The 26,310-nt window shown below is 71.4% G+C and carries 25 protein-coding genes; 19 read left to right on the plus strand and 6 right to left on the minus strand.

Annotated features, from left to right (window positions below; all coding sequences use genetic code 11):
* The first annotated feature begins 22 nt into the window (after nucleotides 1–22).
* From GBN72_RS15340 to GBN72_RS15385, 10 genes are read left to right on the plus strand one after another with little or no spacing between them, the layout of a single operon-like run.
* The gene (locus GBN72_RS15340; RefSeq protein ID WP_151772349.1) at nucleotides 23–889 is read left to right on the plus strand and encodes a branched-chain amino acid ABC transporter permease; all 867 of its coding nucleotides are present in this window, start codon (nucleotides 23–25) and stop codon (nucleotides 887–889) included.
* Nucleotides 890–907: 18 nt separating this feature from the next.
* Nucleotides 908–1,699, plus strand: coding sequence for an ABC transporter ATP-binding protein (locus tag GBN72_RS15345; RefSeq protein ID WP_151772350.1), 792 nt, complete (start codon nucleotides 908–910; stop codon nucleotides 1,697–1,699).
* On the plus strand, nucleotides 1,696–2,841 hold the full coding sequence (locus tag GBN72_RS15350; RefSeq protein WP_151772351.1) for an acyl-CoA dehydrogenase family protein: 1,146 nt from the start codon (nucleotides 1,696–1,698) through the stop codon (nucleotides 2,839–2,841). Before GBN72_RS15345 ends, GBN72_RS15350 begins: the two co-directional genes overlap by 4 nt.
* A gap of 27 nt (nucleotides 2,842–2,868) precedes the next feature.
* Nucleotides 2,869–3,345: a PaaI family thioesterase gene (locus tag GBN72_RS15355; RefSeq protein ID WP_151772352.1), complete on the plus strand. Its 477-nt coding sequence runs from the start codon at nucleotides 2,869–2,871 to the stop codon at nucleotides 3,343–3,345.
* A gap of 2 nt (nucleotides 3,346–3,347) precedes the next feature.
* Nucleotides 3,348–4,133: an SDR family NAD(P)-dependent oxidoreductase gene (locus GBN72_RS15360; RefSeq protein ID WP_151772353.1), complete on the plus strand. Its 786-nt coding sequence runs from the start codon at nucleotides 3,348–3,350 to the stop codon at nucleotides 4,131–4,133.
* A gap of 54 nt (nucleotides 4,134–4,187) precedes the next feature.
* Nucleotides 4,188–4,613, plus strand: a complete 426-nt coding sequence (locus GBN72_RS15365) for a Zn-ribbon domain-containing OB-fold protein (RefSeq protein WP_151772354.1) — start codon at nucleotides 4,188–4,190, stop codon at nucleotides 4,611–4,613.
* Complete coding sequence (locus tag GBN72_RS15370) at nucleotides 4,610–5,386, plus strand: SDR family oxidoreductase (protein ID WP_151772355.1); 777 nt, start codon at nucleotides 4,610–4,612, stop codon at nucleotides 5,384–5,386. The genes GBN72_RS15365 and GBN72_RS15370 overlap by 4 nt, the downstream gene beginning before the upstream one ends.
* Entirely contained in the window at nucleotides 5,386–6,543 is a 1,158-nt protein-coding gene (locus GBN72_RS15375; RefSeq protein WP_151772356.1) for a thiolase C-terminal domain-containing protein, read from the plus strand. Before GBN72_RS15370 ends, GBN72_RS15375 begins: the two co-directional genes overlap by 1 nt.
* A 3-nt stretch (nucleotides 6,544–6,546) precedes the next feature.
* Nucleotides 6,547–6,978 carry a Zn-ribbon domain-containing OB-fold protein gene (locus GBN72_RS15380; protein ID WP_151772357.1) on the plus strand — a complete coding sequence of 144 codons (432 nt, stop codon included), beginning with the start codon at nucleotides 6,547–6,549 and terminating at the stop codon, nucleotides 6,976–6,978.
* Nucleotides 6,975–8,597, plus strand: a complete 1,623-nt coding sequence (locus GBN72_RS15385) for an AMP-binding protein (protein WP_151772358.1) — start codon at nucleotides 6,975–6,977, stop codon at nucleotides 8,595–8,597. The genes GBN72_RS15380 and GBN72_RS15385 overlap by 4 nt, the downstream gene beginning before the upstream one ends.
* A gap of 3 nt (nucleotides 8,598–8,600) precedes the next feature.
* On the opposite strand, the gene GBN72_RS15390 is transcribed toward GBN72_RS15385, so the two are convergent.
* Complete coding sequence (locus GBN72_RS15390) at nucleotides 8,601–9,752, minus strand: thiolase C-terminal domain-containing protein (protein WP_151772359.1); 1,152 nt, start codon at nucleotides 9,750–9,752, stop codon at nucleotides 8,601–8,603.
* Between the two features lie 134 nt (nucleotides 9,753–9,886).
* Between GBN72_RS15390 and GBN72_RS15395 the strand changes: the two genes are divergently transcribed.
* The 5 genes from GBN72_RS15395 to GBN72_RS15415 are packed head-to-tail and all read left to right on the plus strand — an operon-like array spanning nucleotide 9,887 to nucleotide 15,022.
* Nucleotides 9,887–11,422 carry a class I adenylate-forming enzyme family protein gene (locus GBN72_RS15395; protein WP_151772360.1) on the plus strand — a complete coding sequence of 512 codons (1,536 nt, stop codon included), beginning with the start codon at nucleotides 9,887–9,889 and terminating at the stop codon, nucleotides 11,420–11,422.
* Nucleotides 11,423–11,451: 29 nt separating this feature from the next.
* Nucleotides 11,452–12,606: a thiolase family protein gene (locus GBN72_RS15400; RefSeq protein WP_151772361.1), complete on the plus strand. Its 1,155-nt coding sequence runs from the start codon at nucleotides 11,452–11,454 to the stop codon at nucleotides 12,604–12,606.
* Between the two features lie 8 nt (nucleotides 12,607–12,614).
* Entirely contained in the window at nucleotides 12,615–13,070 is a 456-nt protein-coding gene (locus GBN72_RS15405) for a Zn-ribbon domain-containing OB-fold protein (protein WP_151772362.1), read from the plus strand.
* On the plus strand, nucleotides 13,057–13,794 hold the full coding sequence (locus tag GBN72_RS15410; RefSeq protein WP_151772363.1) for an SDR family oxidoreductase: 738 nt from the start codon (nucleotides 13,057–13,059) through the stop codon (nucleotides 13,792–13,794). The genes GBN72_RS15405 and GBN72_RS15410 overlap by 14 nt, the downstream gene beginning before the upstream one ends.
* Before the next feature lie 31 nt (nucleotides 13,795–13,825).
* On the plus strand, nucleotides 13,826–15,022 hold the full coding sequence (locus tag GBN72_RS15415) for an acetyl-CoA C-acyltransferase (RefSeq protein ID WP_151772364.1): 1,197 nt from the start codon (nucleotides 13,826–13,828) through the stop codon (nucleotides 15,020–15,022).
* Here the strand turns inward: GBN72_RS15415 and GBN72_RS15420 are convergent.
* A complete protein-coding gene (locus tag GBN72_RS15420; protein ID WP_151772365.1) occupies nucleotides 14,970–15,365 on the minus strand; it encodes an MFS transporter in 396 nt (131 codons plus the stop codon). The two genes, GBN72_RS15415 and GBN72_RS15420, sit on opposite strands and share 53 nt — an antisense overlap.
* Nucleotides 15,366–15,479: 114 nt before the next feature.
* On the minus strand, nucleotides 15,480–15,929 hold the full coding sequence (locus GBN72_RS15425; RefSeq protein WP_151772366.1) for an Lrp/AsnC family transcriptional regulator: 450 nt from the start codon (nucleotides 15,927–15,929) through the stop codon (nucleotides 15,480–15,482).
* Nucleotides 15,930–16,047: 118 nt separating this feature from the next.
* Between GBN72_RS15425 and GBN72_RS15430 the strand changes: the two genes are divergently transcribed.
* Complete coding sequence (locus tag GBN72_RS15430; protein ID WP_151772367.1) at nucleotides 16,048–16,869, plus strand: hypothetical protein; 822 nt, start codon at nucleotides 16,048–16,050, stop codon at nucleotides 16,867–16,869.
* A gap of 43 nt (nucleotides 16,870–16,912) precedes the next feature.
* Here the strand turns inward: GBN72_RS15430 and GBN72_RS15435 are convergent, their stop codons facing one another.
* The gene (locus GBN72_RS15435) at nucleotides 16,913–17,797 is read right to left on the minus strand and encodes a helix-turn-helix transcriptional regulator (RefSeq protein ID WP_151772368.1); all 885 of its coding nucleotides are present in this window, start codon (nucleotides 17,795–17,797) and stop codon (nucleotides 16,913–16,915) included.
* Nucleotides 17,798–17,900: 103 nt separating this feature from the next.
* Between GBN72_RS15435 and GBN72_RS15440 the strand changes: the two genes are divergently transcribed.
* The 3 genes from GBN72_RS15440 to GBN72_RS15450 all read left to right on the plus strand — a co-directional run bounded on the left by GBN72_RS15440 (nucleotide 17,901) and on the right by GBN72_RS15450 (nucleotide 23,993).
* Nucleotides 17,901–19,418: an MFS transporter gene (locus GBN72_RS15440; RefSeq protein ID WP_151772369.1), complete on the plus strand. Its 1,518-nt coding sequence runs from the start codon at nucleotides 17,901–17,903 to the stop codon at nucleotides 19,416–19,418.
* Between the two features lie 225 nt (nucleotides 19,419–19,643).
* Complete coding sequence (locus GBN72_RS15445) at nucleotides 19,644–23,414, plus strand: S8 family serine peptidase (protein WP_151772370.1); 3,771 nt, start codon at nucleotides 19,644–19,646, stop codon at nucleotides 23,412–23,414.
* Nucleotides 23,415–23,612: 198 nt separating this feature from the next.
* Nucleotides 23,613–23,993, plus strand: coding sequence for an NUDIX hydrolase (locus GBN72_RS15450; protein WP_246212505.1), 381 nt, complete (start codon nucleotides 23,613–23,615; stop codon nucleotides 23,991–23,993).
* Between the two features lie 577 nt (nucleotides 23,994–24,570).
* On the opposite strand, the gene GBN72_RS15460 is transcribed toward GBN72_RS15450, so the two are convergent.
* Together GBN72_RS15460 and GBN72_RS15465 are read right to left on the minus strand one after the other, a co-directional pair.
* Entirely contained in the window at nucleotides 24,571–25,539 is a 969-nt protein-coding gene (locus GBN72_RS15460) for a C-terminal binding protein (protein ID WP_151772373.1), read from the minus strand.
* Nucleotides 25,540–25,636: 97 nt separating this feature from the next.
* Complete coding sequence (locus GBN72_RS15465; protein WP_246212507.1) at nucleotides 25,637–26,107, minus strand: bifunctional 4-hydroxy-2-oxoglutarate aldolase/2-dehydro-3-deoxy-phosphogluconate aldolase; 471 nt, start codon at nucleotides 26,105–26,107, stop codon at nucleotides 25,637–25,639.
* Between the last annotated feature and the right edge of the window lie 203 nt (nucleotides 26,108–26,310).

The following is a 26,310-nucleotide window of genomic DNA, read 5'->3' on the forward strand; positions in this document are numbered from 1 at the left end:
TCGCCAGGCTGGAGACTGAACGATGTCGATCACCACCACCGTCAATCTGGCGAGCGCCAGCATCCTGCTCGCCGCGATCTACTGCCTCGTCAACACGGGGCTGGTGCTCCTCTACCGCTCGACCGGGGTGCTGAACTTCAGTCACGGTCAGCTGGTCATGCTGGGCGCCTACGTGATGTCCAGCGTGAAGATCGGTTCGTACCCGCTGAGACTGGCGATCGCGGCCCTCGTGGTCGGCGTCGTCTCCTGGATCTCGTACCACGTGCTGATCCGGCGGCTGACGGGTGGGGACGAGTTCCGCAAGGTCGTGACGAGTTTCATGCTGGCGATCCTGCTGACCCAGATCATCGTCCTGGCATGGGGCACCGACACCCGCGCGGTGCCGAACTCCACCGACGCCTGGTTCGCGCTCGGAGCGGCCCATGTGCGCTGGAGCGTCGTCGTCGACGCCTGCACCGCCGTCGTGCTCGCCGTGGGACTCACCTTCTTCCTCAGCCGGACCCTGTCCGGCCTGAGGATGCGGGCCCTGGCCGCCAACGAGGAACTCGCGGCGTACAGCGGGATCAAGGTGCACCGCCTCGCGGGCCTCGCCTGGGCGATCGCCGGCGGCGGCGCGGCGCTGGCGGGAGTGATGTACGCGGAGACCACCTCGGTGTCGCTCGCCCTGGCGGACATCCTGCTGCTCGCGTTCCCGGCCGCGGTCCTGGGAGGGCTCAACAGCATCCCCGGCTCCATCCTCGGCTCGGTGATCATGGCCACCCTGCTGACCCTGTGCGGCTACTTCCTCGGCGGCCAGTGGGTCAACGTCCTGGCGTTCGTGGTCCTGCTCGGCGTGCTCATCGTGCGGCCCTTCGGCCTCCTGGGCGCCGGTTCGGCCCAGCGTCTCTAGCTCAGGAAGGACAATCCCATGCAACACGTCGCACACGTCGCGGAAAGCGACCGCCTCCGGGTCGACGCAGTGGTGCTGAAGCTGTCGGACGTGCTGATCCTGCGCGGGGTGAGCCTCGCGGTGGAGCCGGCACGGACCCTCGGCCTGCTCGGAGCCAACGGCTCCGGCAAGAGCAGCCTGCTCAACGTCGTCTCCGGCTACTACCGGCCCAGCGCCGGGAGCGTACGTCTCGACGGGATCGACATGGCCGGCCGGAGTCCGGCCCGCGTCGCCGCGAGCGGGGTCGGCAGGTCCTTCCAGTCCATCGGACGGATGGAGGACCTGACGGTGCTCGAGAACGTCCTGCTCGGACTCGAACCGGTGTGGCGGGCGCGGGGCCTCGCGGCGGTCCTCGGGCTGCCCTCCTCGCGCCGAGCCGAGGCGGAGGCCCGGCAGCGGGCCTCGCAGATCATCGCGGAGTTCGACCTGGCGGCGTACCGGGACCGGCTGCTCAGCGCCTGCCCGTACGGCGTCCGCAAGGTCGCGGACCTGCTCCGCGCGATGGTCTCGTCGCCGCGGCTCCTCCTGCTCGACGAGCCGACCTCCGGCGTCTCGACGGACGACCGGCGCCACATCCTCGAGCTGATCCGGGCGTGGACCGCGCGGACGAACTGCTCGACGGTCGTGGTCGATCACGACATCGAGTTCGTGTCCGCCCTGGCCGACTCGGTGGTCGCCCTCGTGGGCGGATCCGTGGTCGCTTCCGGCGCGGTGGCCGAGGTGCTCGGCAACGAACAGGTCCTGGCAACCTTCGTGGGGAGTGCGAAGTGAAGCGAGACGTCTACGAGGAGGACCACGAGCTGTTCCGCTCCTCGGTCCGGGAGTTCGTGACCCGCACCGTCCAGCCCGAGCTGGAGGCCCACGCGCGGGACAAGGCGATTCCCCGCTCCTTCTGGCTGGAGGCCGGACGGCAGGGCCTGCTCGGCGTCGAGATACCCGTGGAGTACGGCGGTCTCGGTGCCGGCGACTACCGCTTCAACGCCGTCGTCACCGAGGAGTTCGCCAAGGTGAACGGGGCACTGCCCTCCTGCTGGGGCATCCACGCGGACATCGTGGCGCCGTACATCGCCCGCCTGGGCACCGAGGAGCAGAAGCGGCGCTGGCTGCCGGGCATGGCGTCCGGCGAGATCGTCGCGGCGATCGGCATGACCGAGCCGAGCGGGGGTTCCGATCTGGCGGCGCTGAGGACGACGGCGGTCCGTGACGGCGACACGTGGGTGATCAACGGGTCGAAGACCTTCATCACCAACGGCGGTTCGTGCGACCTGGTGCTGACGGCGGTGCGCACCGACCCGTCGAAGGGCGCCCGGGGGATCACCCTGTTCGGGATCGAGGCGACCACCGAGGGATTCAGCCGGGGCCACAAGCTCGACAAGGTGGGGCAGGGCGAGTCCGACACGGCCGAGATTTTCTTCGACAACGTCCGGGTCACCGACGCCGAGATCGTCGGCGAACTCGACCACGGCTTCGTGCACATGATGCGGAACCTGCCGCAGGAGCGCCTGGGCGCCGCCGTGTCGAACACCGCCCACGCGAAGCAGATCCTGGGCGAGACCGTGGAGTACGCCAAGGAGCGGCACGCCTTCGGCAGGCCGATCGGACAGCACCAGCACAACAAGTTCCTGCTCGCCGAACTGACCACCCGGATCGAGGTCGCCGAGGCGTACGTCGACAAGTGCGTCGCCGCACACGTGGCGGGAACCCTCGGCGCCGTCGACGCGGCCAAGGCCAAGTACTGGACGTCCGAGGTGCAGAACGCCGTCCTCGACCACTGCGTACAGATCTACGGCGGCTACGGCTACATGAACGAGTACCGCGTCGCCCGTGCCTGGCGCGACGCCCGCGTGACACGCATCTGGGCCGGCACCAACGAGATCATGAAGGAACTCATCGGCCGTGACCTCGGACTGTGACGGTTCCCCGGACGGAGGGAGCGAAGGATGACGGCGATGAGGGCCGAGGGCGACCTCGTGCGCGACGTCGAACTGTGCGAGCGGTGTGAGGTCCGCGGGGCGTGCCGGATCGGAGTCGACGACCTCCGGATCCTGCCCGACGGAAGCGTCCGGGGCGAGTTCGTCGTCCCCGAGGACGCGGTCGGCCGGAGGGTGGCGCACGGCGGCTGGACGGCGTGGGTCTTCGACGAGTTCCTCGGCTACGCCGCCACCGCGCTCGGCTCGTGGGCGGTGACGTCGGAACTCACCGTGCGCTACCGGCGGCCGGTGCCGATCGGCAGCCGGGTCGTCGTCACCGCGCACGGCACGCTCGCCGGGGAGCGCAGGCGTGTGATGCGCGGCGAGATGCGGTCGGCCGACACCGGGGCGGTGCTGGCCGGCGCCGAAGGCGTCTGGGTGGAACTGGCCGACGTCGACGGCCACTACGCGCGCGCCGTGGGCCCCGGCGCCGACGGGCGGTGCTGACCGTGGACACGGCGCACCACGTCCCCCGGATCCGGTCGGGCACCGCCCTGATCGTCGGCGGTACGTCGGGCATCGGCCTGGAGACCGCGCGGGTGCTCGCCGGCGCGGGGCTGGGAGCCGTGGTCCTGGTGGGGCGCGACGCCGATCGCGGTCGCGCCGCGGTCGCGAGCCTCGAAGGCCGCCTCGACGCGCACTTCGTGCGGGCCGACGCCGCCGATCCCGGCGAGGCGCGGCGCGCGGTCGACGAGGCCGTCGCCGCGATCGGACCGCTCGACTTCGCCGTCACCTCGACGGTACCGACCTCCATCGTGCTCGACCTGGTCCACCGCACGCCGGTGACGAGCTTCGCCGCGACCCTCACCGGCTTCGCGCTGCCGCCCCTGCACATCACCGGAATCGCCCTGGAGCACATGCGGGCCCGGGGCGGCGGGGCGATCGTGAACGTGGCCTCGGACGCGGCCAAGGTGCCGACCCCCGGCGAGTCGGTCATCGGCGCGGCGATGGCGGGCATCGTGATGTTCAGCCGGGTCGCCGCGCTGGAGGGCCGACGTGACGGCGTGCGCGTCAACGTGGTCACCCCTTCCCTCGTCTCGGGCACTCCGACGACCGCGCGGGTGACGGCCGACGGCTTCAGTGCCGAACTGTTCGCCCGTGCCGCGCGGGCGGCGCGCCTCGGTGTGGCGAGCCCCACCGATGTCGCCGAGGCGATCGCGTTCCTGTGCGACGAGCGTTCGGGGCGCACGACGGGCCAGGTGCTGAGCGTGAACGGAGGTGTCTCCGTGGCCTGACCGGTCGAGCGAGCGAGCAAGCAGGAGCCCCGTTACATCTGTGAGGAGTCGAGCGTGTCCCCATCAGCCATCCCGTCGACCGCGCCACCGCTGCCGGTGCCCGAGCGAGATCGTGACAGCGCGCCGTTCTGGGACGCGCTGCGCGAGCACCGCCTGCGGCTGCAGAGCTGCGACGCCTGCGAGCGGGTCCGCTTCCCGGCCATGTCCCGCTGCCCGTACTGCGTCGCGCCGGAGCACCGCTGGCGGGAGCTGTCCGGGCGGGGACGGATCTACTCCTGGATCGTCGTCCGGCAGGCGTTCCGGCCGGAGTTCGCGGCCGAGGTGCCCTACGCGCTGGTGACGGTCGACCTGGAGGAGGGCGTGCGGGTCGTCGGCCGGATGGACGACGTCGACTCGCCCGCCTTCGACCTCGCCGTGGTGGCGGCGTACGTCGACCATCCGGAATGGACCGAGCTTCGCTTCGAGGAGATGGCAGCATGAGCGTGCCCCTGAACCCCGGCACCGGCCGCTTCCAGGGCCGGGTGGCCGTCGTGACCGGCGCCAGCCGCGGCATCGGCCTCGCGACCGCCCGGCGCATCGTGCGGGAGGGCGGCCGCGTCTGCCTCACCGGACGCAAGGAGCCCGCGCTGGCCGACGCCGTCCAGGAACTGGGCGGCCCGGACGTGGCCATGTGGATGGCCGGCCCGGCCGACGACACCGAGCACCAGCGGGCCACGGTCGACGCGGTGGTGCGGCGCTTCGGCTCGCTGGACCTGCTGGTGAACAACACCGGCGTCAACCCGGCGTTCCACCGGATCGTCGACACGCCCCTGGAGACGGCGGCGGGGATCCTCAACACCAACGTGCTCGCCGCGATCGGCTGGGCCCGCCACGCGGTGGCGGCGGGGCTCGCCGAACGCGACGGCGCGATCGTCAACGTCGCGTCCGTGGCGGGTCTCAAGCCGGCCGACCGGATCGGCGTGTACGGCGCCAGCAAGGCCGCGCTGATGCACCTCACCCGGCAGCTGGCGCTCGAGCTCTCCCCGCGGATCCGGGTCAACGCGGTCGCCCCCGCCGTCGTCCGGACGCGCTTCGCCGCGCCGCTGTTCGCCGGCCAGGACGACGCGGTCACCGCCCGGTACCCGATGCAGCGCCTCGGCGAGCCCGAGGACGTCGCCGCAGCGATCGCCTTCCTCCTGTCACGGGACGCCGCGTGGATCACCGGTGAGGTCATCACCGTCGACGGCGGCCTGACCTTGACCGGAGGTGTGTGATGGACCCGTTCGCGGGACGGACCGCGATCGCCGGGGCCGGCATGACCGAGCTGACCCGGCGGTCCGGCCGCAGCGTGCTCTCCCTCGCCCGCGAGGCCGCTCTCGCCGCCTGCTCGGCCGCTGGTCTGGAGCCCACCGCGGTCGACGGGGTCGTGCAGTACAGCATGTACGACGACTCGGTCCAGGCCGAGGCGCTGGGCGCGGTCATCGGGGCGCGAGACCTCAGCTACGTCATGGACTTCGCCCAGGGCGGCCAGTCGGCGGCGCACATGGTCGCGCACGCCGCGATGGCCGTGGCCTGCGGATTCGCCAAGAACGTGCTCGTCTTCCGGGCCATGAACGGCCGGTCGGGCGTGCGGATCGGCCAGCGTGCGGCCGTCGGCGGCGGCACGGAGTTCCGCTATCCGCTCGGCTTCGTCGCCTACCCCCAGGTCGCGGCCATGTGGGCGCGGCGCTACATGATCGAGACCGGGGCGACCGAGCTCGACTTCGGCGCCATCGCGATCGCCCAGCGCCGATGGGCGGAGCGCAATCCGCGCGCCGTGCTCCGGGAGCCGCTGACCGAGGAGGGCTACCTCGCGTCCCGCCCGGTCGCCGAGCCCTTCCGGCTGCCCGACTGCACGACCGAGGTCGACGGGGCGGCGGCCGTGCTGGTGACCTCGGTGGAGCGAGCCAGGGACCTCGCCCTCACCCCGGCGGTCATCAGCAGCGCCGCCTGGGCCACGCACGGCTTCGACCTCGACATGGGCAGCTCGCTCCGGTACGACGACTACCTCCGCAACTTCTCCGGCCACCTCGCGGGCCCCCTCTGGAAGCGCGCCGGGCTGGGCCCCGAGGACGTCGACTACGCGGAGGTCTACGACTGCTTCACCGGCGCGCTCGCCCTCAACATGGAGGGGCTCGGACTGTGCGCCCCCGGGACGGCGGGCACGTTCGCGCGCGAGGGCCACACCTCGCCGGGCGGGAAGCTGCCGACCAACACCCACGGCGGCCTCCTGGCGGAGGGCTATGTGCACGGCATGAACACGGTCACCGAGGCCGTGTGGCAGATGCAGGGGCTGGGTGGTGAGCGCCAGGTGCCGAAGAACGACGTCGCCGTCGTCTCCTCGGGGGCCTACCTCTCCGGTTCCGCGATCGTCCTGACGAAGGACAGGTGACCCATGACCGTCAACGTTCCCGCACCGGTGCCGAGCCCCGACTCGGCGCCCTTCTGGGAGGGGCTGCGTGAGCACCGGCTGCGCGTCCCGTTCTGCCACGTCTGTGGGCAGTGGTTCTTCCCGCCGATGCCCGGCTGTCCCGAGTGCGGTGCCGGAGAGGACCACGTGGAGCTGCGCGAGGCGGCCGGTACCGGCCGGGTGCATTCCTGGTTCGTGGCCCACCACGCGTTCCACCCGGCCTTCGAGGCCGACGTGCCCTACGCGGTCCTGGACGTCGACCTGGACGAGGGGCCCCGCGTCAACGGACGCTTCCTCGGCGCCCCGTTCGACCGGATCGAGCCGGGCATGGCCGTCCGGGCCGTCTTCGAGGACCTGCCCGAGTTCACCCGGCTGGCCTTCGAGCCGGCCGCACCACCCGGAGAGGACCGGCCATGACCGAGTACGTGCCTCACCTCGTGCTCCGGCGGCTCGCCGCGGAGGCACCGGAACATGTCCTCGTCGAGTTCCTCGACGACCGCGCGTACACGGCCGGTGAGCTGTACGAGCGGGCGAAGGCCGTGGCCTTCGGCCTGCAGCGCGCGGGCCATGCTCCCGGCGACCGGGTCGCCCTGGTGATCGGCAACCGGATCGACTTCCTCGCCTGGTGGCTCGGCACGGCCATCGCCGGCCTGGTGTCGGTGCCGCTCAACACGGCGATGCGCGGCAGCGTCCTGCATCACATGCTCCGTCTCTCCGGCCCGGTGCTCGTGGTCGCGGAGCGGGAGTTCCTGCCCGACATCGCCGTCGTCGCGGCGGACCTGGAGCACGCGCCCCAGGTGCTGGAGGTATCCCAGGCCCCGGCCGGAAGCACGGCCGGTGCTGTGACGACCGGTGCTGTGACGGCCGGCGCTGTGACGACCGGTGCCTTGACGACCGGTGCGTTTCTGGCCGGCGCCGGGGAGCCGGCGCCGCAGGAGGCCCTCCCGTCGACGTTCGCGAGCATCATGTTCACCTCCGGGACCACCGGGCCCTCGAAGGGAGTGATGTGGTCCCACCGCATGGCCATGGGCAAGGCGGAGAGCGCGATGGCCGTCATGGGCCACACCTCCTCCGACGTCCTCTTCACCTGTCTGCCGCTCTTCCACGCCAACGGCCTGTGCACCTCCTTCCTGCCCGCCCTGATCGTCCGGGCGAGGCTCGTGGTCGCACCGCGCTTCAGCGCCTCCGGGTTCTGGCCCGCGATCAGGAAGTCCGGCGCCACCGTGACGAACATGCTGGGCTCGATGGGAGCGCTGCTGTGGAAACGCGAACCCGGTGACGAGGAGCGCGACCACCGGCTGCGCAAGGCGCTCGTGATCCCGCCACCGGTCGGCCACATCGAGGAGTTCGAGGGGAGGTTCGGGTTCGAGAGCACCCAGCTCTACGGCTCGACGGACGTCGGCGTGCCGCTCGGGATCCCCGACGGCCAGCGACGGCCCGAGGCGTGCGGACGCCCCCTGCCGGGCTGGGAGTGCCGGCTCGTCGACGCATGGGACGCACCGGTGGAGGACGGCCGGCCCGGTGAACTCGTCGTACGGCCGCGGCAGCCGTTCGCCACCCAGCTCGGGTACTACGGCATGCCGGAGGCGACCGTCGAGGCGTGGCGCAACCTGTGGTTCCACACCGGCGACCTCATGCGGCGCGACGAGGACGGATGGTTCTACTTCCTGGACCGGGCGAAGGACTCGATGCGCCGCTCGGGGGAGAACATCTCCTCCTACGAGGTGGAGCAGGTGGTGGTGTCGCACCCGTCGGTGCGTGACGCGGCGGCGTACGGCATCCCCTCCGAGCTCGGCGAGGACGAGGTCATGGTCTCCGTCGTCCTGCGCGAGGACGCGCCCGCCGTGGCGCCGGAGGACGTGCTGGCCTGGTGCCGGGGGCGGTTGCCGTACTTCGCGGTGCCGCGCTACCTCCAGTTCCTCGACGAGTTGCCGCGCACCCAGACCGCCAAGGTCCGCAAGAGCGACCTGCGTGCCGCCGGCCTCACCGCCGCGACGTACGACGCGGGACCGACCAGCCGGTCCCGCGTCGGCTGACTCTCACCTGTCGCTGGTCAGCACCAGGGCGGAACCGTCGATCAGCGCGCCCGACGTCACCACCCCGACGTCGTGGCGCGCCGACTGGCGCTCACCACCGCGGCCCTGGATCTGGAGGACCGCCTCGGCGACGGTGTTCATACCGTGGACGTACCCCTCGCTGAGCAGACCGCCGTTGGTGTTGACCGGCAGGGAGCCGCCGGGGCCCGTGGCCCCCGAGCGCACGAAGTCCCCGGACTCGCCGCGCCCGCACAGGCCGAGCCCCTCCAGGCCCATCAGGACCGTGCTGGTGAAGCAGTCGTAGATCTGGGCGAAGTCGACGTCGCCCGCGCCGATGCCGGCCGACGCGTACAGGTCCTCGCGCAGCAGGGCCGTGAAGTTGCGGGTGTGGTCCTCGACCATGGTGTGGTTCCCGATGTCGAGGCCAGGGCGCGCGCCGGCCCGGTAGGCGTGCGCGGCGACGACCGCCGGAGGCCTGCGGAGGTCACGGGCCCGGTCGAGGCTGGTGAGGAGCACCGCGCAGGCGCCGTCGACCTCGGTCGTGCAGTCGGGCAGCCGGAACGGATCGACGACCCGCCGTGAGGCGAAGTAGTCGTCGTAGCTCAACGGCGCGCGCAGGACGGCGCGGTCGTTCAGCTCGGCGTACGCCCGCTGGGCCACCGCGACGGCGGCGAGGTCCTGCTCGCCCTGGCCGGTCTCGTGCAGGAACCGGCGTGCCCACATCGCGATGTACATCATGTAGGCGTTGTAGCCGATCGGGTAGCGGTACGGCGCGGACTTCCCGGCGAAGCGGGAGGCGCCGACCCGTATCCCGGAGCGCCCGTTGAGCGCCCGGAAGACGAGGACGTGGTCGGCGGCGCCGGTCGCGATCGCCATCGTGGCGTTCCCGACCAGGTGGCAGGGCGACTGGCCGGCTCCGTTGGCGTCCATGACGTAGCGCAGTCCGGGGAGGCCGAGCGCCGTCGCGAGCGACCCGCACGGCTCGGAGTCGTTGCTCACCATGAAGCTGGCGATGCCGTCGACCGCCGACGGAGGAAGCCCCGCGTCGGCGCAGGCGTTCAGGGCGGCCTCGGCGGCCAGTTCGAGGACGGAACGTCCGGAGTCGCGGCTCAGACCGGTGTAACCGACCCCTGCGACGGCGACCTTGCGTGACATGCGATGACTCCTCACGAGCGGGCTGAAAAGCCGTCCGGACCACCGGGCGAAGACCGCCCTCACGAGTCCTTGACGGCTCAAACTCCTGCGCCATAAGTTAGCTAAATGAGCGCTCAGTAACCAGGAGGCAGACCATGTCCGTCGAATCTCTGACCGCACCGCCGACCGGCCGGCGCACCGCACCGCGGCTGACCCTGGCCGATGTCATGCGCAACCAGGCGAAGACGAATCCGCACCGCCCGGCGCTCACCGCCCAGGGGCGGGAGTACAGCTACGCCGAACTGCACGCGATCACGAACCGGCTGGCCAGCGGACTGGCCGAAGCGGGCGTACGCCGCGGCGACACCGTCGCGGTCCTCGGCAGCAACTCCGTCGAGCACGTCCTGCTGCAGCACGCCGTGGCCAAACTCGGCGCGGCGCTCGCGGTGCTGAACTGGCGTCAGAGCGAGGACGAGGTCGCCTACGCGGTGGAGCTGTGCCGGCCGCGACTGGTCTTCGCCCAGCCGGCCTACCGCCACCTGGTCACCGCCACGCAGCGGCCGGTCGAGCCCGTCTCCCCCCGGGGCGAGAGCGACTTCTACGAGCGGTTCGTCGACCCGTTCGCCGCGGACGAGCCGACGGCCGACGTCGACGCCGAGGACCTCGTCACGATCATCTGCACGAGCGGAACGACCGGACGGCCGAAGGCCGCGGCGATATCGCACCGGGCGATGATCGCCCGGGCCGCCTTCGCGGCCTCGGACATGCGTCTGGGCGCCGACGACGCCCACCTCGCCTGGGCGCCGATGTTCCATCTCGTGTCGGCCGACTACATCTTCGTCTGCGCCGTCCTGGGCAGCCGGTACATCGTGGTCGACGGCTTCGACGTCGAGGCGATCAACGAGTACCTGCACCAGGTCCGGCTCGGCTGGTTCGTGATGATGCCGGGGGCCATCGGCACCCTCATCGAACGGCTCCGCCAGGACGACCGGCCGGTGAAGCCGATCCGCCTGGTGGGCGCCATGGCGGACCTCGTCCCGCCGGAGCAGGTCCGCGAGCTGACCAGCCTGCTGGGCACCTCGTACTACAACTCCTACGGCATGACCGAGGCCGGCCCGCTCACCTACGGCAGCATCGCGCCGGGCACCTATCCGGACCACCTGGGCAAGCGGTTCACCGCGCTGGCGAACCACCGGCTGGTCCGCGCGGACGGCACCGACGCCGAACTCGGCGAGCCCGGCGAGATGCTGGTCAGCGGTCCGACGCTCTTCACCTGCTACCTCCACGACGAGGAGGCGACCAACGCGTCGCTGGTGGACGGCTGGTACCGCACGGGCGACCTGCTGCGCGCCGACGAGGACGGGTTCCTCCACTTCGTCGGCCGCACCAAGTACCTGATCAAGAGCGGTGGCGAGAACGTCTACCCCGCCGAGATCGAGCGGGTGCTGATGGCCTGCCCGGGCGTCGTGGAGGTCGTCGTCGTCCGCAGGCCCGATCCGCGGTGGGGCGAGATCCCCGTCGCGTTCGTCGCGACCGACCGGCCGGTGGAGACCGGCGACCTCGAGGCGGCGTGCCGCCGCGAACTCGCCGGCTACAAGGTGCCGAAGGTCTTCCGGTACATCGAGCTCGACCAGATCCCGAGGAACGTCACCGGGAAGGTCGTCCGCGAACGTCTCGAGGCGTGGGTCTGAGCCCCGCCGTCCCTTCCGAAGGAGTGTTGATGAGTTCCACCAGCGACATCTGCATCACCGGCATCGGCGCCACGCCACCGGCCCGGCGGTCGACACACAGCATCAGGCGCCTGGTGGTCGACGCGGCCCTCGCCGCGATCGAGGACGCGGGGCTGAGGCCCGAGGACATCGACGGCATGGTGTCGGACTCGGTCATCATGTCGGCCTCGGTGCCCCGTGACTGGCTGTCGGCACAGCTCGGCATCACGCGCACCTTCGACGCCTCGCTGTCCTACGGCGGCGCCGGCTCGGTCGGTGCGCCGCTGCTCGCCCGGACCGGCCTGCGGCAGGGGCTGTGCCGCAACGTGCTCGTCTACTTCGGCGTCGACTGGGGATCGCGGCCGAGCGGCCCGTACGGGTTCCACGACATGTACCCGGCCAAGCGCGCCTACGAGAAGCCGATCGGCTTCGACGCCCAGCCGGAGTACTTCGGCCTGCTGGCCGCCCGCTACGCCGAGGAGTACGGCCTGGCCGACGAGGAACTCGGCGCCTTCGCCGTCGCGCAGCGCGAGTACGCCGTCCGTGCCGGCATCGGACAGAAGACGACGCCGCTCACCATGGAGCAGTACCTCGCCACGCCGATGATCTCGGACCCGCTGCGGTTCGAGGACTGCTGCCTGATCAGCGACGGTGCGGTCGCCTACGTCCTCACCGTCGAGGAACGCGCCGCCGACGGTCCGCACCGGCCGGTATACGTCCGTGGCGTCGGTTTCGGGTCCGAGGCGACCTCGGGCGACGACATCTTCAGCCAGCGGGCGGACTACCTGAGCTTCCCCGGAACGGCGCAGGCAGTCGCGGCGGTGGAGTGTGACGCCTCGCTCCCGTTGAGCGAGGCCGACTTCGCCGAGGTCTACGACTGCTTCACGATCTCGTGCCTGCTGCAGCTCGAGGACCTCGGACTCTGCGACAGGGGGACGGCGGGCAAGTTCGCCCTCGCCGGCGAGACCCGGCTCGACGGCCGCCTCCCCGTCAACACCCACGGCGGCCTGCTGGCCCACAGCTACCTGCTGGGCGCCGAGCACGTCATCGAAGCGGTCCGGCAGCTGCGCGGCGACGCCGGACCGAACCAGGTCGAGAACGCCCGTGTCGGTCTGGTGACCGGCCTGTCCGTGCCCGACTACGCGCTGCTGATGCTGAGCAACTAGGAGATGTCATGAGCCTGCAAGAAACGGCCGAGGCCCCGGTCGACTCGTTCGGTCAGTTCTTCCGTGAGGGGGGCGAGGGCACCGTCGCCCTGCCCCACTGCCAGGACTGCGACCGGCACCACTGGTACCCGATGGAGCGCTGCCCGCACTGCTTCTCCCAGCGCCTCGCGTGGGGGTCCGTCTCCGGGCGGGCCACCGTCTACAGCGTCACCACCGTCCGCTACGCGTTCACCGCGGCGAACCGCGGCCGGACGCCGTACGGCATCGCCCTCGTCACCTTCGACGACGTGCCGGACGTGCGCATGGTGTGCCGCACCGGCGCCTGCGAGGAGGGCAGCGACGTCGCCGTCGGGGACGCCGTGATGGTGAGCGTCACCGCGGACGCGACGGACCAGGACACCGGCATGGTGACGTGCGCGCCGCTCCCCAGGAACGCGGGGAGCGGCGCACATGGCGAACGTTGAGTTCGACTTCGGCGGACGCACCGTCGTCGTCACCGGAGCCGCCCGCGGGGTGGGGCTGGCGATCGCCGGACGCTTCGCCGCCGCGGGCGCCCAGGTGGTGATGGCGGACCTCGACGAGGCCGCCGTCCGTGAGGCGGCCGGGACGATCGGCGCCTTCGGCATCGCCGCCGACGTGTCGGACACCGCGGACGCCGAGGCCATAGTCGAGGCGGCGCTGCGAAGGACCGGCCGGGTGGACGTCGTGGTCAACAACGCAGGCATCCTGCGCGACGGCGTCGTCTGGAAGCTGTCGGACGACGACTGGGACCAGGTCCTGGCCGTCCACACGGGCGGCACCTTCAAGCTCACCCGGGCGGTCGTCCCGCACATGCGGGCACGGGGGACGGGCCGGATCATCAACGTCACCTCCTACAGCGGGCTGCGCGGCAACATCGGCCAGTCCAACTACGGCGCCGCCAAGGCGGCGATCATCGGCTTCACCAAGGCGACGGCCAAGGAACTCGCCGGCTTCGGCATCACCGTCAACGCGATCTCACCGAACGCCGAGACCCGGATGATCGCCGGCGTCCCGCCGGAGAAGCGCGAGCAACTCCTTGCGCAGATACCGCTCAAGCGGTTCGCCGACCCGGCCGAGATGGCCTCCGCGGTGGCGTTCCTGGCGTCGGACGAGGCGAGCTACATCACCGGTGTGGTCCTCCCCGTCGACGGCGGCATCGCGATCTGACACCCCACTTCCACGACGACGGAGAACAGCCATGCGAGAAGCAGTGATCGTCTCGACCGCCCGCACACCCATCGGCAAGGCGTACCGCGGCTCCTTCAACAACACCCAGCCCCAGGCACTCGCGGCGCACGCCCTGAGCGCCGCGATCGAACGGGCCGGTCTCCAGGGCGAGGAGGTGGAGGACGTCCTGCTCGGCTGCGCGATGCAGGAGGGCGCCAGCGGATACAACGTGGCGCGCCAGGCGATCCTGCGGGCCGGGATCGACGTCTCGGTGCCCGGCATGACCATCGACCGGCAGTGCGCCTCGGGGCTGATGGCCGTCGCGACCGCCGCCAAGCAGGTGATCAGCGACGGCATGCGGATAGCGGTCGGCGGCGGGGTGGAGTCCATCTCCCTGGTGCAGGACGACCGGTACCGCAACAGCCACCGCGCCGACGACCCGTGGCTGGTCGAGCACGGGCACGACATCTACGTCTCGATGCTGGAGACCGCGGAGACGGTGGCGCAGCGCTACGGCGTCTCACGGGACGCGCAGGACGCCTACGCCCTGGAGTCCCAGCGGCGGACGGCGCGGGCCCAGCGACAGGGCCTGTTCGCCGACGAGATCGCCCCGTTCAGCGGCGAGCGCCTCGATCTCAGGGCGGACCCGGACGGCCACGACCCGATCCCCTTCACCCTGGAACTCGACGAGGGCAACCGGCCCGCCACCGAACTCGGCGACCTCGACGCGCTGCGCCCGGTGCTGCCCGACCGCGGGGACCACCGCGCGACCATCACCGCCGGGAACGCGTCGCAGCTCTCCGACGGCGCGGCCGCCGTCGTCGTGATGGAGGCCCGTGAGGCCGAGCGCCGCGGTCTCGAGCCGCTCGGCACCTACCGCGGCATGGCCGTCGCCGGGTGCGAGCCCGCCGAGATGGGCATCGGCCCGGTCTTCGCCGTCCCGAAGCTGCTCAAGCAGCACGGCCTCACCGTCGACGACATCGGTCTGTGGGAACTCAACGAGGCCTTCGCCTCGCAGGCGCTGTACTGCCGTGACCAGCTCGGCATCGACCCCGATCGCCACAACGTCAACGGCGGGGCCATCGCCATCGGCCACCCGTACGGCATGAGCGGCGCCCGCATGGTCGGGCACGCCCTGCTCGAGGGACGCCGGCGGGGCGTCCGGTACGCCGTGGTCACGATGTGCGTCGGCGGAGGCATGGGCGCGGCGGGCCTGTTCGAGTTGTGAGCGCTCCGGCCGGCCGCCCCGTCGATCCGAGCGGGCGGCGGGGCGGCGTGCCGGACACGCACAGCACCGCGAGCACGGCGGCGAGCCCGGTCCGCGCGAAGGCCGTGATCTTCAGCAGCCTCGTCCGGGACATGTGGTCCGCGAGGTGTCCCACCGGCAGGGACACCAGCGCCCACGGTGCCGTCACCGCGACGAAGACCGCGGCCACGCCGAGGCTCCCGGTGGACTGCTGGGCGAGGATCGGCAGCACCAGGGCGAAGGCTCCGTCCTCCAGGCTCGATGCCGTTCCGACCCTGCGCAGAAGCCCGATCGGCGACTTCGGCTCGGAGGTGAAACTCAGCATCATCCCCCTTGACCCCCTCAAGGACCGATCGACGGCTCGGCAGCCGGCGGGCGCTCCGCCCTCCCGGACCCGGAAGGAATTCTCCGCACCGGTGGCCGACGTCCGTCGGCGGTGTCACGACCTGACGAGGCGGTCACCCTTGAGTGGCACCTCGTGCAGCATCAGGCGACTGTGCAGTCGCTGAACGCCCAGATCTGCCTTCAAGTGATCGATGACGGTCTCGAACTCCCGCGAATCACAGCAGGCCATGCGTAGTTGATAGTCGTACTCACCCGTCAGCCGCATCGCCGCGACGATCTGGGGCACCTCTTGCAGCCCCGCCTCGAAGGCTTCACGGTCCACACCGTCCCTCAGACGGATGTCACTGATCATCTCCATGTTCCTGCCCAAAGCGCGGAGGCCGAGCTTCGCCTGGAAGCCGCAGATCACTCCGGAGGCCTGCAGACGGCGCACCCGGTCGGCGACGCTGTTCGCGGAGAGTCGTACCTGGCGCCCCAGCTCCTGGTAGGTCATGCGCCCGTCCGTGAGGAGAGCGGCGACGATCTGTTGGTCGATGCGGTCCATGGCCAACCTCGGGTTTCTCGGTCATCGGGCAATCTAGCCGAGGATATATCGGCTTGGGCCCCTCCCTGGCCACTCTTTCCGCAGCATTCTCGGTCTCCTCCGTGAAACCATCACAGGCATGGAAGTCGTTCTCGCCCGTACCGCTTTGGCACCCCTGCTCGTCCTGGGCGTCTCGTTGGCCGCGCGCCGGTCAGGGCCTGCCACGGGCGGTCGGCTCATGGGTGCGCCCACGAGTACCGGTCCGTTCCTGTTGCTCGTGTGCCTGGAGAGCGGTACCGCCTCCGCCTCCCGCGCCGCTCACGGGTGCGTGACGGGGCAGTTGGTCGTGGTCTGCTTCTGCCTCGCCTACGGGCGGCTCGCCCACCGTTTTCCGCCTGTCGGCACGCTGCTCGGCGCTCTCGGCATCGCGGCAGTCGGTGCGGTCGCGGGCACCCTGAGCGGGAACGTGTGGCTGACCGCGCTCCTCTCCGTGACCGTCACTGTCGCGGGGCTGCTCACCTGGCCTCCCGCCACCACGAGGGCAAGGGCGTTGCCCGATCCTTCGTGGGAGATCCTGGTGCGCATGACGCTGGCGGCGCTCACCGTCTTCTGCGCCGCGGGCGTCGCTCGAGCCGCTGGGCCGTTCCTGGGCGGTGTGCTGTCCTCACTGCCCATGCTGCTGATGGTGATGACGCCCTCGGCCCACCGCGCCGGCGGCGCCACCGCGGCCGCCGCGGTGAGCCGCGCGGCGATGACCTCGGCAGGAGGCACCCTGGCCTTTCTTCTCACCGTGGCGGCCGCTCTGGTTCCCTGCGGGACCGCGCTCGCCATGCTCCTGGGGCTTGCCGCCATGACGCTGGTCGACCAGTTGATCCGCCGCGGCCTGCACACGCCAGGTTGCGGAAGGAGGATGCCGGTCCTACGTTTTCGCAGGTCAAACGCCCCTCCGGCGGGACCTTGAACCCGCCCCTTCGCGATCGTCCTCCGGGAGGGGCGCGGGTGGTTCAGCGCTGCCCGGCCCGTCCGGTCCTCGACTCCGGCTCCTCACCCCGGCCGCTCTGCTGGTGCAGCACGCGCAACGCGTCCGCGGAGGTCGCGTCGTTGGGTGTGTAGATCTCGACGCGGTGATCGGGGCTGTCGGGCTGGAGCCACACCTGGTAGTCCACGCTCACCGACCCGACGGTGGGGTGCTGCAGGTGCATCGTCCCCGTCGTGCAGTCGGCTACGTCACCCGTCGCCCACATCGCGCCGAAGTCCACGCTGCGCATGGTGAGTTCGCCGATCAGCCCGGCGAGCCGGGCGTCCGTGGGGTAGCGGCCCGCGGTGAGGCGCAGATAGGCGACGTGGACCTTGGCGAGATCCGGCCAGTTGCGGTACATGTCGCGGGTGTGCGGGTCCAGGAAGAACATCCTCGGGACCGACGGACGCCCCTGCGGATCGTGTGGCGCCTCGAAGGGGACGTGCTCGGCGACCAGCGCGTGCCCGGTGCGGTTCCACGCGAGGACGTCGCCGCGCCTGCCGAGCACCACCGCGGGCGTGGCCCCGCCCAGCGAGTCCAGGAGGGTCAGCACCCGCGGGTGGGGCTCCTCGCGGGGCGGTTCACCCAAACCCGGCTTCACGGACTGCCGCGCGAGATTGTGCAGGTGTGCGGTCTCCACCCGGTCGAGCCGGAGCACCCGGGCTAGTGCGTCGAGCACCTGGTCGGAGGCGGTCTCGGCCTGCCCCTGCTCCAGACGGGTGTAGTACCCCGGGCTCACCCCGGCGAGCTGGGCGAGCTCCTCCCGCCTGAGGCCGGGGACCCGGCGGGAGGTGCCGTAGGTCAGCAGACCGATCTCCGCCGGAGTGACGCGGTCACGACGGCTCTTCAGGAACGTTCCGAGGCTCTCCACGCAAAAGAGCGTAGGGCGCCCGCCCGTTCCGTGGGTGTACCTGTCGGGTGTACCCACGCCACGGGCATGGCTGTCGGCCACCCGGTGCCCGAGTGTCGGCACCATGAATCGACAGCATGCGAACGACGCACCCGGACCGCGGGCCTGGATCGGGCTCGCGGTGGTCCTCGGCCCGGTCCTCCTCGTCTCCATGGACGGATCGATCCTGTTCCTGGCGATGCCCCGGATCAGCCAGGCACTCTCGCCCACCGCCGACCAGGCACTGTGGATCCTTGACGTCTACGGCTTCGCCGTCGGCTCCCTGCTGGTCGCCTTCGGCGCCATCGGCGACCGCTACGGCCGGCTGAAGCTCCTGATGATCGGCGCGACCGTCTTCGGGCTCGGCTCGGCCGGCGCCGCGTTCGCACCGACGCCTGAACTCCTCATCGTCTGCCGGGCGCTCATGGGCGTGGCCGGTGCCACCCTGCTGCCCTCGGCGCTGGCCGTACTGAGCGAGCTGTTCCCCGACCCCCGGCGCCGGGCCCAGGCCATCGGCATCTTCGCCGCGGCCTTCGCGGCCGGCTTCGCCCTCGGCCCGGTCATCGGCGGCGCCCTTCTCGGCCGGTTCTGGTGGGGCTCGGTATTCCTCGTCAACCTCCCCGTCATCATCGTGTTCCTGGGGCTCGCCCCGGTCCTCCTCGGAGAGGTCCGGTCGGGCGGGGCGGGCCGCGTCGACCCCCTCAGCGTCGTGACCTCCGCCGGGGGCCTGCTGCTCACGATCTATGGCATCAAGCACTGGGCCGCCGACGGCATCTCGGCCCTCCCGATCACCACGATCATCGCCGGCATCGCCGTTCTGATCTTCTTCGGCCTGAGCCAACGGCGCCTCGACCACCCGCTGATCGACTTCTCCCTCTTCCGCGACCGCGTCTTCACCATCGCCGTCATCACGGGTCTGCTGCCGCTGGCCGCGTGGTCGGCCACCGCGTACCTGTCCGGCATCTACCTCCAGTCCGTACTGGGCCTGGGCGTCCTGCACGCGGCACTCCTGGCCCTCCCGGGCGCGGTGGCCCTCACCCTCTCCTGCATCGTCACGCCGGCGGTCGTCGAACGCATCGGCAGGCGGGCCGCTCTCCTCGTCTGCCACTTCTCCATCGCGGGCGGCCTGTTGCTGCTGCTGCCCACCACGGTCACCGGAGGGATCGGCTGGTACGTCGCCTCGACCGTGATCGCCGGACTGGGCTACGGCATCTCCTTCGCCGTCGTCGCGGACACCGCGGTCGGCGCGGTCCCCGCGGAGCGGGCGGGCTCGGCCGGTGCGATCGCCGAGACCAGCAACGAGATCGGCAACGCGCTCGGCATCGCGATCCTCGGCTCGCTCGCCGCGCTGCTCTTCCGCCTTCAGGGCCCGGACCTCGCCCCCACCCTCGACGAGACGCTCCAGTTGCCTTCCCTGCTCGCACCCGTGATCCAGGAAGCGAAGTCTGCCTTCGTCACCGGCCTGCACGTCGTCGTGATCGTGGCGAGCCTGCTGCACGCCGTCCTGGGAACGGCCGCTCTGCGCGGGCTCCCCAAGCCGGCACCGGAACAGCGGACCTCCGAGGTCCACGAGGAGCTCGCGGAGGAACCCGCCACGCCGTGACGACTGCTTTCAGGCCCCGCGCGGACCTGAGGGGCGTAACCCCGGCACCGTGTCGAGATCCAGCGCGCCGCCCACGGTTGGCGAGTTGAGGTCAATGCGTAAACCCGCCACGCCCAACTCCCCCTCAATGGCGCCCACTCTGACACTGTGGCGCCACCGCGGCATCGGCGACCTCCGGCATGCCGCGGTCGCGCCATGACATGCAGGTTTCACTTGGGGAGAGCGATGCGTCCGATATCGCGCACGGCGCTGGGAGCGGCGGCCACTGCCGCTGTCCTGGCCGTCACCGCGATGGTTCCGTCCGCGGCACAACCACAGGACGGAACGAACGCGAAGAGACCGCTGGTGGGCAGTGCCACCGCCGCGGCCGAGGAGAGCAAGCCCGTCACCGTCACCCTGGTGACCGGCGACCAGGTCCTGGTCAGCAGGGACGGCGCCGGCAACGCCTCGGTCACGGCCCTGCCGCGCGAGGACGGAACCGTCCCGGTCCTGCAGACCCGGCAGTCGGGTGAGGACATCTACGCCTACCCGGACACCGCGGTCGGCGCCCTCGCCGCCGGCACGGTCGACGAGGAACTGTTCAATGTCACCGGACTGATCAGCCAGGGCTACGACGACGCGAACTCCACGTCGCTGCCGCTGATCGCCGTGTACGGCGAGAGCACCGCCCGCTCGGGCCCCGCCACCCCCCGCGGCGCCGAGCGCACGGTCGGCCTCGACATCATCAACGGTGTCGGACTCAAGGCGGACAAGACGGACGCGAGCGACTTCTGGGCGGACGTCACCGACAAGCGCTCGCGCTCGGCGGCCGGCCTGAAGAAGCTCTGGCTGGACCGCAAGGTCAGGACCACCCTCGACCGGTCGACGAAGCAGGTCGGCGCCGACCTCGCGTGGGCGGCCGGGTACGACGGCAAGGGAACCAAGGTCGCCGTCCTCGACACCGGTGTCGACGCCGAGCACCCCGACCTCGAGGGCCGGGTCGTCGCGTCGAAGAACTTCACCGACTCCGACACGGACGGTGACCGGAACGGCCACGGCACCCACACCCTCTCCACGGTGGGCGGCTCCGGTGCGGCGAGCGACGGCCGGAACAAGGGCGTCGCCCCCGGCACCGACCTGCTCTCGGGCAAGGTCCTCAACGACGCCGGCTCCGGCGCCGAGTCCTGGATCATCGCCGGCATGGAGTGGGCCGTCGAACAGGACGCCGACGTCGTCTCGATGAGCCTCGGCAGCAACGGACCGACCGACTGCACCGACCCGATGAGCGTCGCCGCCGAGGAACTGGCCCGGAGCACGGACGCCCTGTTCGTGGTCGCGGCGGGCAACGCCGGGCCCACCCTGAACACCGTCTCCTCGCCCGCCTGCGCGCCCGGCGTGCTCACCGTCGGCGCCGTCGACCGCGACGACTCCACCGCCCAGTTCTCCAGCCGCGGCCCCGCGCCGTACTCGCACACGCTCAAGCCCGAGATCGCCGCTCCCGGTGTCTCCATCTCGGCCGCGGCCACCGGTGGTCGCGGGGTCTACGCCTACCGCTCGATGTCCGGCACCTCGATGGCCACCCCGCACGTCGCGGGCGCCGCGGCCATCGTGAAGCAGCGCCACCCCGACTGGACCCCTCAGCAGATCAAGTCGGCCCTGGTGTCCTCGGCGAAGAGCGACATCCCTGGGGACGTCCGGGAGACCGGCGCCGGTCGCCTCGACGTGAAGGCGGCCATCGGCACCGGCCTCCTCGGCTCTCCCGCCGTCCAGGCCGGTACGTTCAACTGGCCGCAGGACAAGAGCGACCGCACCACGGTCGAGGTCCCGTACACCAACTCCGGCACCGAGCCGGTCAAGCTGTCGCTGAAGGTCCAGGGCGTCACCGGCAACGACGGCTCCGCCGTCCGCTCCGGCGTCGCCGAGCTGAAGGCGAACACCGTCACGGTCCCGGCAGGCGCCACCGTCACGGTTCCGCTGGCCATCGACCCGACGGCGAAGCTGAAGGCCGCCCAGTACGGTGACGTCACCGGACGTGTGCTGGCCACCGGCGCCGGCGGCGTCAAGGTCTCCACGCCGTTCTCGCTGTACGTCGGCCCGGAGACGGTCACCCTGCGCGTCAAGCTGGTCGACGCCGCGGGCGACCCCGCCGGCGGCATGTCCTCGGTGGACGTCATCGGCACCGACGACGCCACCGGCGCCCGCCGCTACAACGACGGCGCCGCCGACCAGGTGTACCAGGTGCGCCCCGGCGCCTACTTCGTCTCCAGCTTCGTCACCACGCCGGACGCGGACGACGAGGCCGGCCTGGCGATCGACTCCCTGGCCTACCTCGCCAGGCCTCAGCTGAACGTCACCAAGGACACCACCGTGGTCCTGGACGCCCGCAAGGCCCACAAGCTCCGGGTGAAGACCGAGGACCGCGCCTCCGAGAACCGTTCCACCACGCTCGCCTTCGGCCGCACCTGGGACGACATGTGGATGCACACGGGCTCCATGTCCGCGGGCCGCCTCGTCGAGACCTACCTGGTCGACGTCCAGGGCCGGGCCGCCGACGGCGAGTTCGAGTTCGCCTCCTCCTGGCGGGCCTATGCCCCGCTGCTGGAGGAGCTGTCGGTGGTCGGCGGCCCGCAGCTGCACGCCCGTACCGCCGGCACCAGCTCCGTCAACCTCGACGGCACCGGTGAGGCCGCCCTCGTCGACGCCGGCACCGGCACCGCCGCCGAACTGCAGGCCGCGGGAGTCGAGGGCAAGATCGCCCTGGTCGACATCGGCGCATCCACCCTGGTGTCCATCCAGGCGCGGAACGCCGAGGCGGCCGGCGCCAAGGCGGTCATCGCCCATCGCGACCTCGACGGTCCGTGGCAGCCGTCCGTCGGTTTCGGCGCCGCGCCGCTCCCCGCCCTCGGCATCGAGAAGAGCGAGGCGGACGGTCTGAAGGCCGCGCTGGCCGAGGGCCCGGTGACGCTGCGCTGGAAGGGCACGGCCGTCAGCCCGTTCGTCTACAACCTCCTCTTCCCCGAGGACGGCCCGATCACCTCGGACCGTACGTACAGGGTCCGCGACAGGAAGCTCGCGAAGTCCACGGCCACCTACGAGGCGATGGGCGTCAACGCCGACTACACCGACACCGCCGTCTTCACCCGCCCGCACGGCGGGCGGTTCTCCAGCGGAACGATCGACACCGTCGCCGTCCCCGGCAAGCGCACCGAGTACTACACGACGGACGACACCGGCTGGCAGCGCTACGTCTCCTCCAGCTTCCCCTGGGGCGAGGCCATGATGGACCCGCAGCGCACCTACACGGCCGGCGCGCGGCGCACCGAGAACTGGTACCGCGGCATCCTCGCCCCGGGCACTCCGCTGAACGACGACGGCAGCGAGGCCCTCGCCGCCGAGCGTCAGGACAACCTGATCGGCGTCGCACCGGGCTTCTGGGCCGACACCGAGCACATGGGCATCCAGGGTTCCTTCGGCGACATGGGCAACATCCGGCTCAGCAGCGGCGGCGAGGTGATCGGCGAGTCCGCCTGGCCGTCCGGCGTCTTCACCGTCCCGGCCGAGGACGCGGCCTACGAAATGACCCTGAACACCTACAAGACCGGTTCGCCGGCAGCCGTGTGGAAGCGTTCCCCGCACACCGAGACCACCTGGAAGTTCCGCTCCGCGCGGGACGAGCACGTGTACTCGCAGGGCATCCCGCTCCTCTTCCCCCGCTACGACCTGGACAGCGACGGGCTCAAGACCCTCGCCGCCGAGGACGGCCAGAAGATCGGGCTGAGCGTCACCGGCCACGCCGGGTACACCCCCGGGAAGCTGGAGGAGGCCGAGGTCTCCTACTCCTACGACGGCGGGCAGACCTGGACCCGGGCCACCACCGCCCAGAAGGACGGCCGCTGGTACGCGACGGTGAACCACGCCGAGGGTTCCGGCAGGACGGTCACCCTGAAGACCGAGCTGACCGACACCCACGGCAACTCCGTCATTCAGACCGTGGACGACGCCTACGCGGTGCGTTGATCACACGCTGACCGGCAGGTCCGCCGGGCGCCCCACCCTTTCGGGGGTGGGGCGCCCGGCGGACTCGTTGCGGTGGGGTGGCCCGGCGCTGAGGGCGCTGACCTGCGCGGGCAGGGTGTGTGGGAAAATGCGTGTATGACACATGGTACTGGGACGGCGCTCTCCGGAAGCCTCGACGGGGCAGAGCACCTCATAGTCGTGGCCGCCGCGATCGTCCGGGAAGGGCGCCTTCTCGTCGTGAGCAAGAAGGCGGCTCCCGAGACGTTCTACCTGCCCGGCGGGAAGCCCGATGCCGGCGAGGAGCCGATGGAGGCCCTGGCCCGGGAGCTCGACGAGGAACTCGGGGTCTCTCCGTTCGAGCCGCGGTTCCTGGCCGAGATCGAAGCGCAGGCGGCCCTGGAAGGTGTTCCCATGAGGATGACCGTTTTCGAGGCGAGCATCAGCGGGATTCCTCGCCCCGCCGCCGAACTGGCGGACATGCGATGGATCACCGGTGACGAGCCGGACCTGCGGCTGGCTCCCGCCGTACGTGACCAGGTTCTGCCGCTTCTCCGCCGGAACGGCCTCGCCGACGCCTGACCTCTGATGCCCGACGCCCGACCCGACGCCTGACGCGCCCGTCGGCCGCGGGACGCGTCAGGCGACCGTACGGCCTCCGGCGCGCCGGCGTCTCCTTCCGGCTGTACTCCGGCGTCGCGCGGCGTCGATCCTGCGGAGTGCGCCGGGCGGGCGGGGAAGGGCCGATGATCTCGGGGCCCCATTGTGGACCGGCGATGGACCGGGAGATCTTGCCCGGGGGTGGGAATCCGGTGGGAGGAACCGGGAGCAGCCCGGCGTCCGCGCTTTGACGCCCCGGCCATGAGCGGCCTGGGCACCACCGAACGCGACTACGCCGCCTCCTGCCCCGGCGCGACCGTCCCTGAGGGCCTCGCAGTACATGGCGAAGAGGTCAAGGACGCCGACACCGAAGTCGCGGCATGGCTGCGACGCATCGGGCTGCCCACCCGGTGGACGGCTCCTGCCGGGTACGTCACGGCTGCTCGCCGTCCTCGGACGCGTCCGGGTCGCGGAAGGGGCAGGGCGACGACGGACCGGAGCGGTCGGTCTCTTGAGGTCATGACTCCGCTCAGCACCGCGGCTCGGTCTTCTCACGCGCTCATCCGTCGTGTACGGCGGCGGAGACGACGTCGTGGGGCGTTCGGCCGAGGACCCCGGCGACCGCGTTCTCGGCGGCACGTTGCTTCAGCTCGGTGAACGACTCCTCGGAGTACCAACCGACGTGGGGGGTGAGCACGACGTTCGGCAGCTCGAAGAGCCGGTGCGGCGGCAGGAGCGGCTCGTTCTCCACCACGTCCAGCGCGGCGCCGAGGATCTGCCCGCGTTCGAGGGCCTCCACCAGGGCCTCGGTGTCGACGACGGCGCCCCGGCCGGTGTTGACCAGGACCGATCCGGGTCGCATCCGGTGCAGTGTCTCCGTGTTGAGCAGATGGTGCGTGGCGGGAGTCAGCGGGACGTGCAGCGACAGCACGTCGGCCCGGCCCAGTGTCTCCTCGAAACCCAGCAATTCGGCTCCACGCAGCGGCTCGGGAACCTCCTTCGCCGCGGGGTCGTGGGCGACGACCTCGAATCCGAGCGCCCGCGCCTTGCAGGCGGTGGCCACGCCGATCCGGCCCAGGCCGACGACACCGAACGTCCGGCCGCGGAAGCGGTGCAACGGTTTGACGGCGCTGATGTCGTGGTCACCGCGGCGCAGGCGGCGGTCGAGTTGCGGGATCCCGCGCAGCAACGCCAGGGCCAGAGCGACAGCGTGGTCGCTGACGTCCTCGGTCCCGTAGTCCGGCACGTTGCAGACCAGGACACCGTGCGCCTGAGCCGCAGCGACATCGATGGTGTCGACGCCCACTCCGTAACGGCTGACCACCTTCAGGTTCGGTACGGCATCGAACACCGCGGCGGTGACCGGGGCGTACTGGACGATCAGTCCGTCAGCCCCGGCCGCGGCCTCGAGGACGTCGTTCTCGTCCTTGCAGTCCGCGAGCACGAGGTCGACCTCCGCCTCGGCGGCAACCTGCCGCTCCGGGGCGATGGTGTCGTGGTCACAGTCGGTGATGACGATACGGGGCATGCCGGATCCCAGTCTGTAGGTCGCGGGGCAGCGGTACGAGCGGTGTGCGGGCTTGGTGTCGCCATGGGGGACAGGCCCGGCCAGTGCCGTCCGGGCCTCAGAGACCTGGCAACAGGGCGGCCGGCTCGTCGAGTTGGAGCGGATCCTCGAGCGCGGAACCGACTCCGACGACGCGCGCGCCCGCGTCCGGGAACTGCCGGGCGTTGGCCGCGTCCACTCCGCCGGTGGCGGCGAAGCGCACCCGCGGGAAGGGCCCGTGCATCCTCTTGATCCATCCCGCGCCCAGCGCCGAGGCGGGAAAGACCTTGAGCCACCGCAGGCCGAGGCGGCCGGCGGTCTGGATGCCGGAGGCGGTTGCCACCCCGGGCAGATACGGCATACCGGCTTCCAGGGCGGCCGCGGCGATGTCGGGGTCCAGACCCGGGGCCACGGCGAACGGAGCCCCTGCGCCGGCTGCCTGCCGCACCCGCTCGACCGTGGTCACGGTGCCCGCGCACACGCCCGGGCCACGGCCGGCCTCCACCGCGGCGACCAGCGACCCCACTCCCGCCTCGGACTGGACGGGCACCTCGACCCACCTCACACCGAGGTCCCAGGCCCGCTCGGCCAGTTCGACCGTTCGCTGCCGGCCCGTAACCCCTGAGGACCGCCAACAGCGGGCTCCTGTCGAAGGCCGCGTCGAACCAGTTGCCGCTGTCCATGGTCACCCTCTCAGCCCTGTCCCGGTGTCGCGTGCCGGTGCCCGCTCCCGAATACGGGGACGCGGACCCG

Source organism: Streptomyces abyssomicinicus (assembly GCF_008974245.1).
Taxonomy (GTDB): domain Bacteria; phylum Actinomycetota; class Actinomycetes; order Streptomycetales; family Streptomycetaceae; genus Streptomyces; species Streptomyces abyssomicinicus.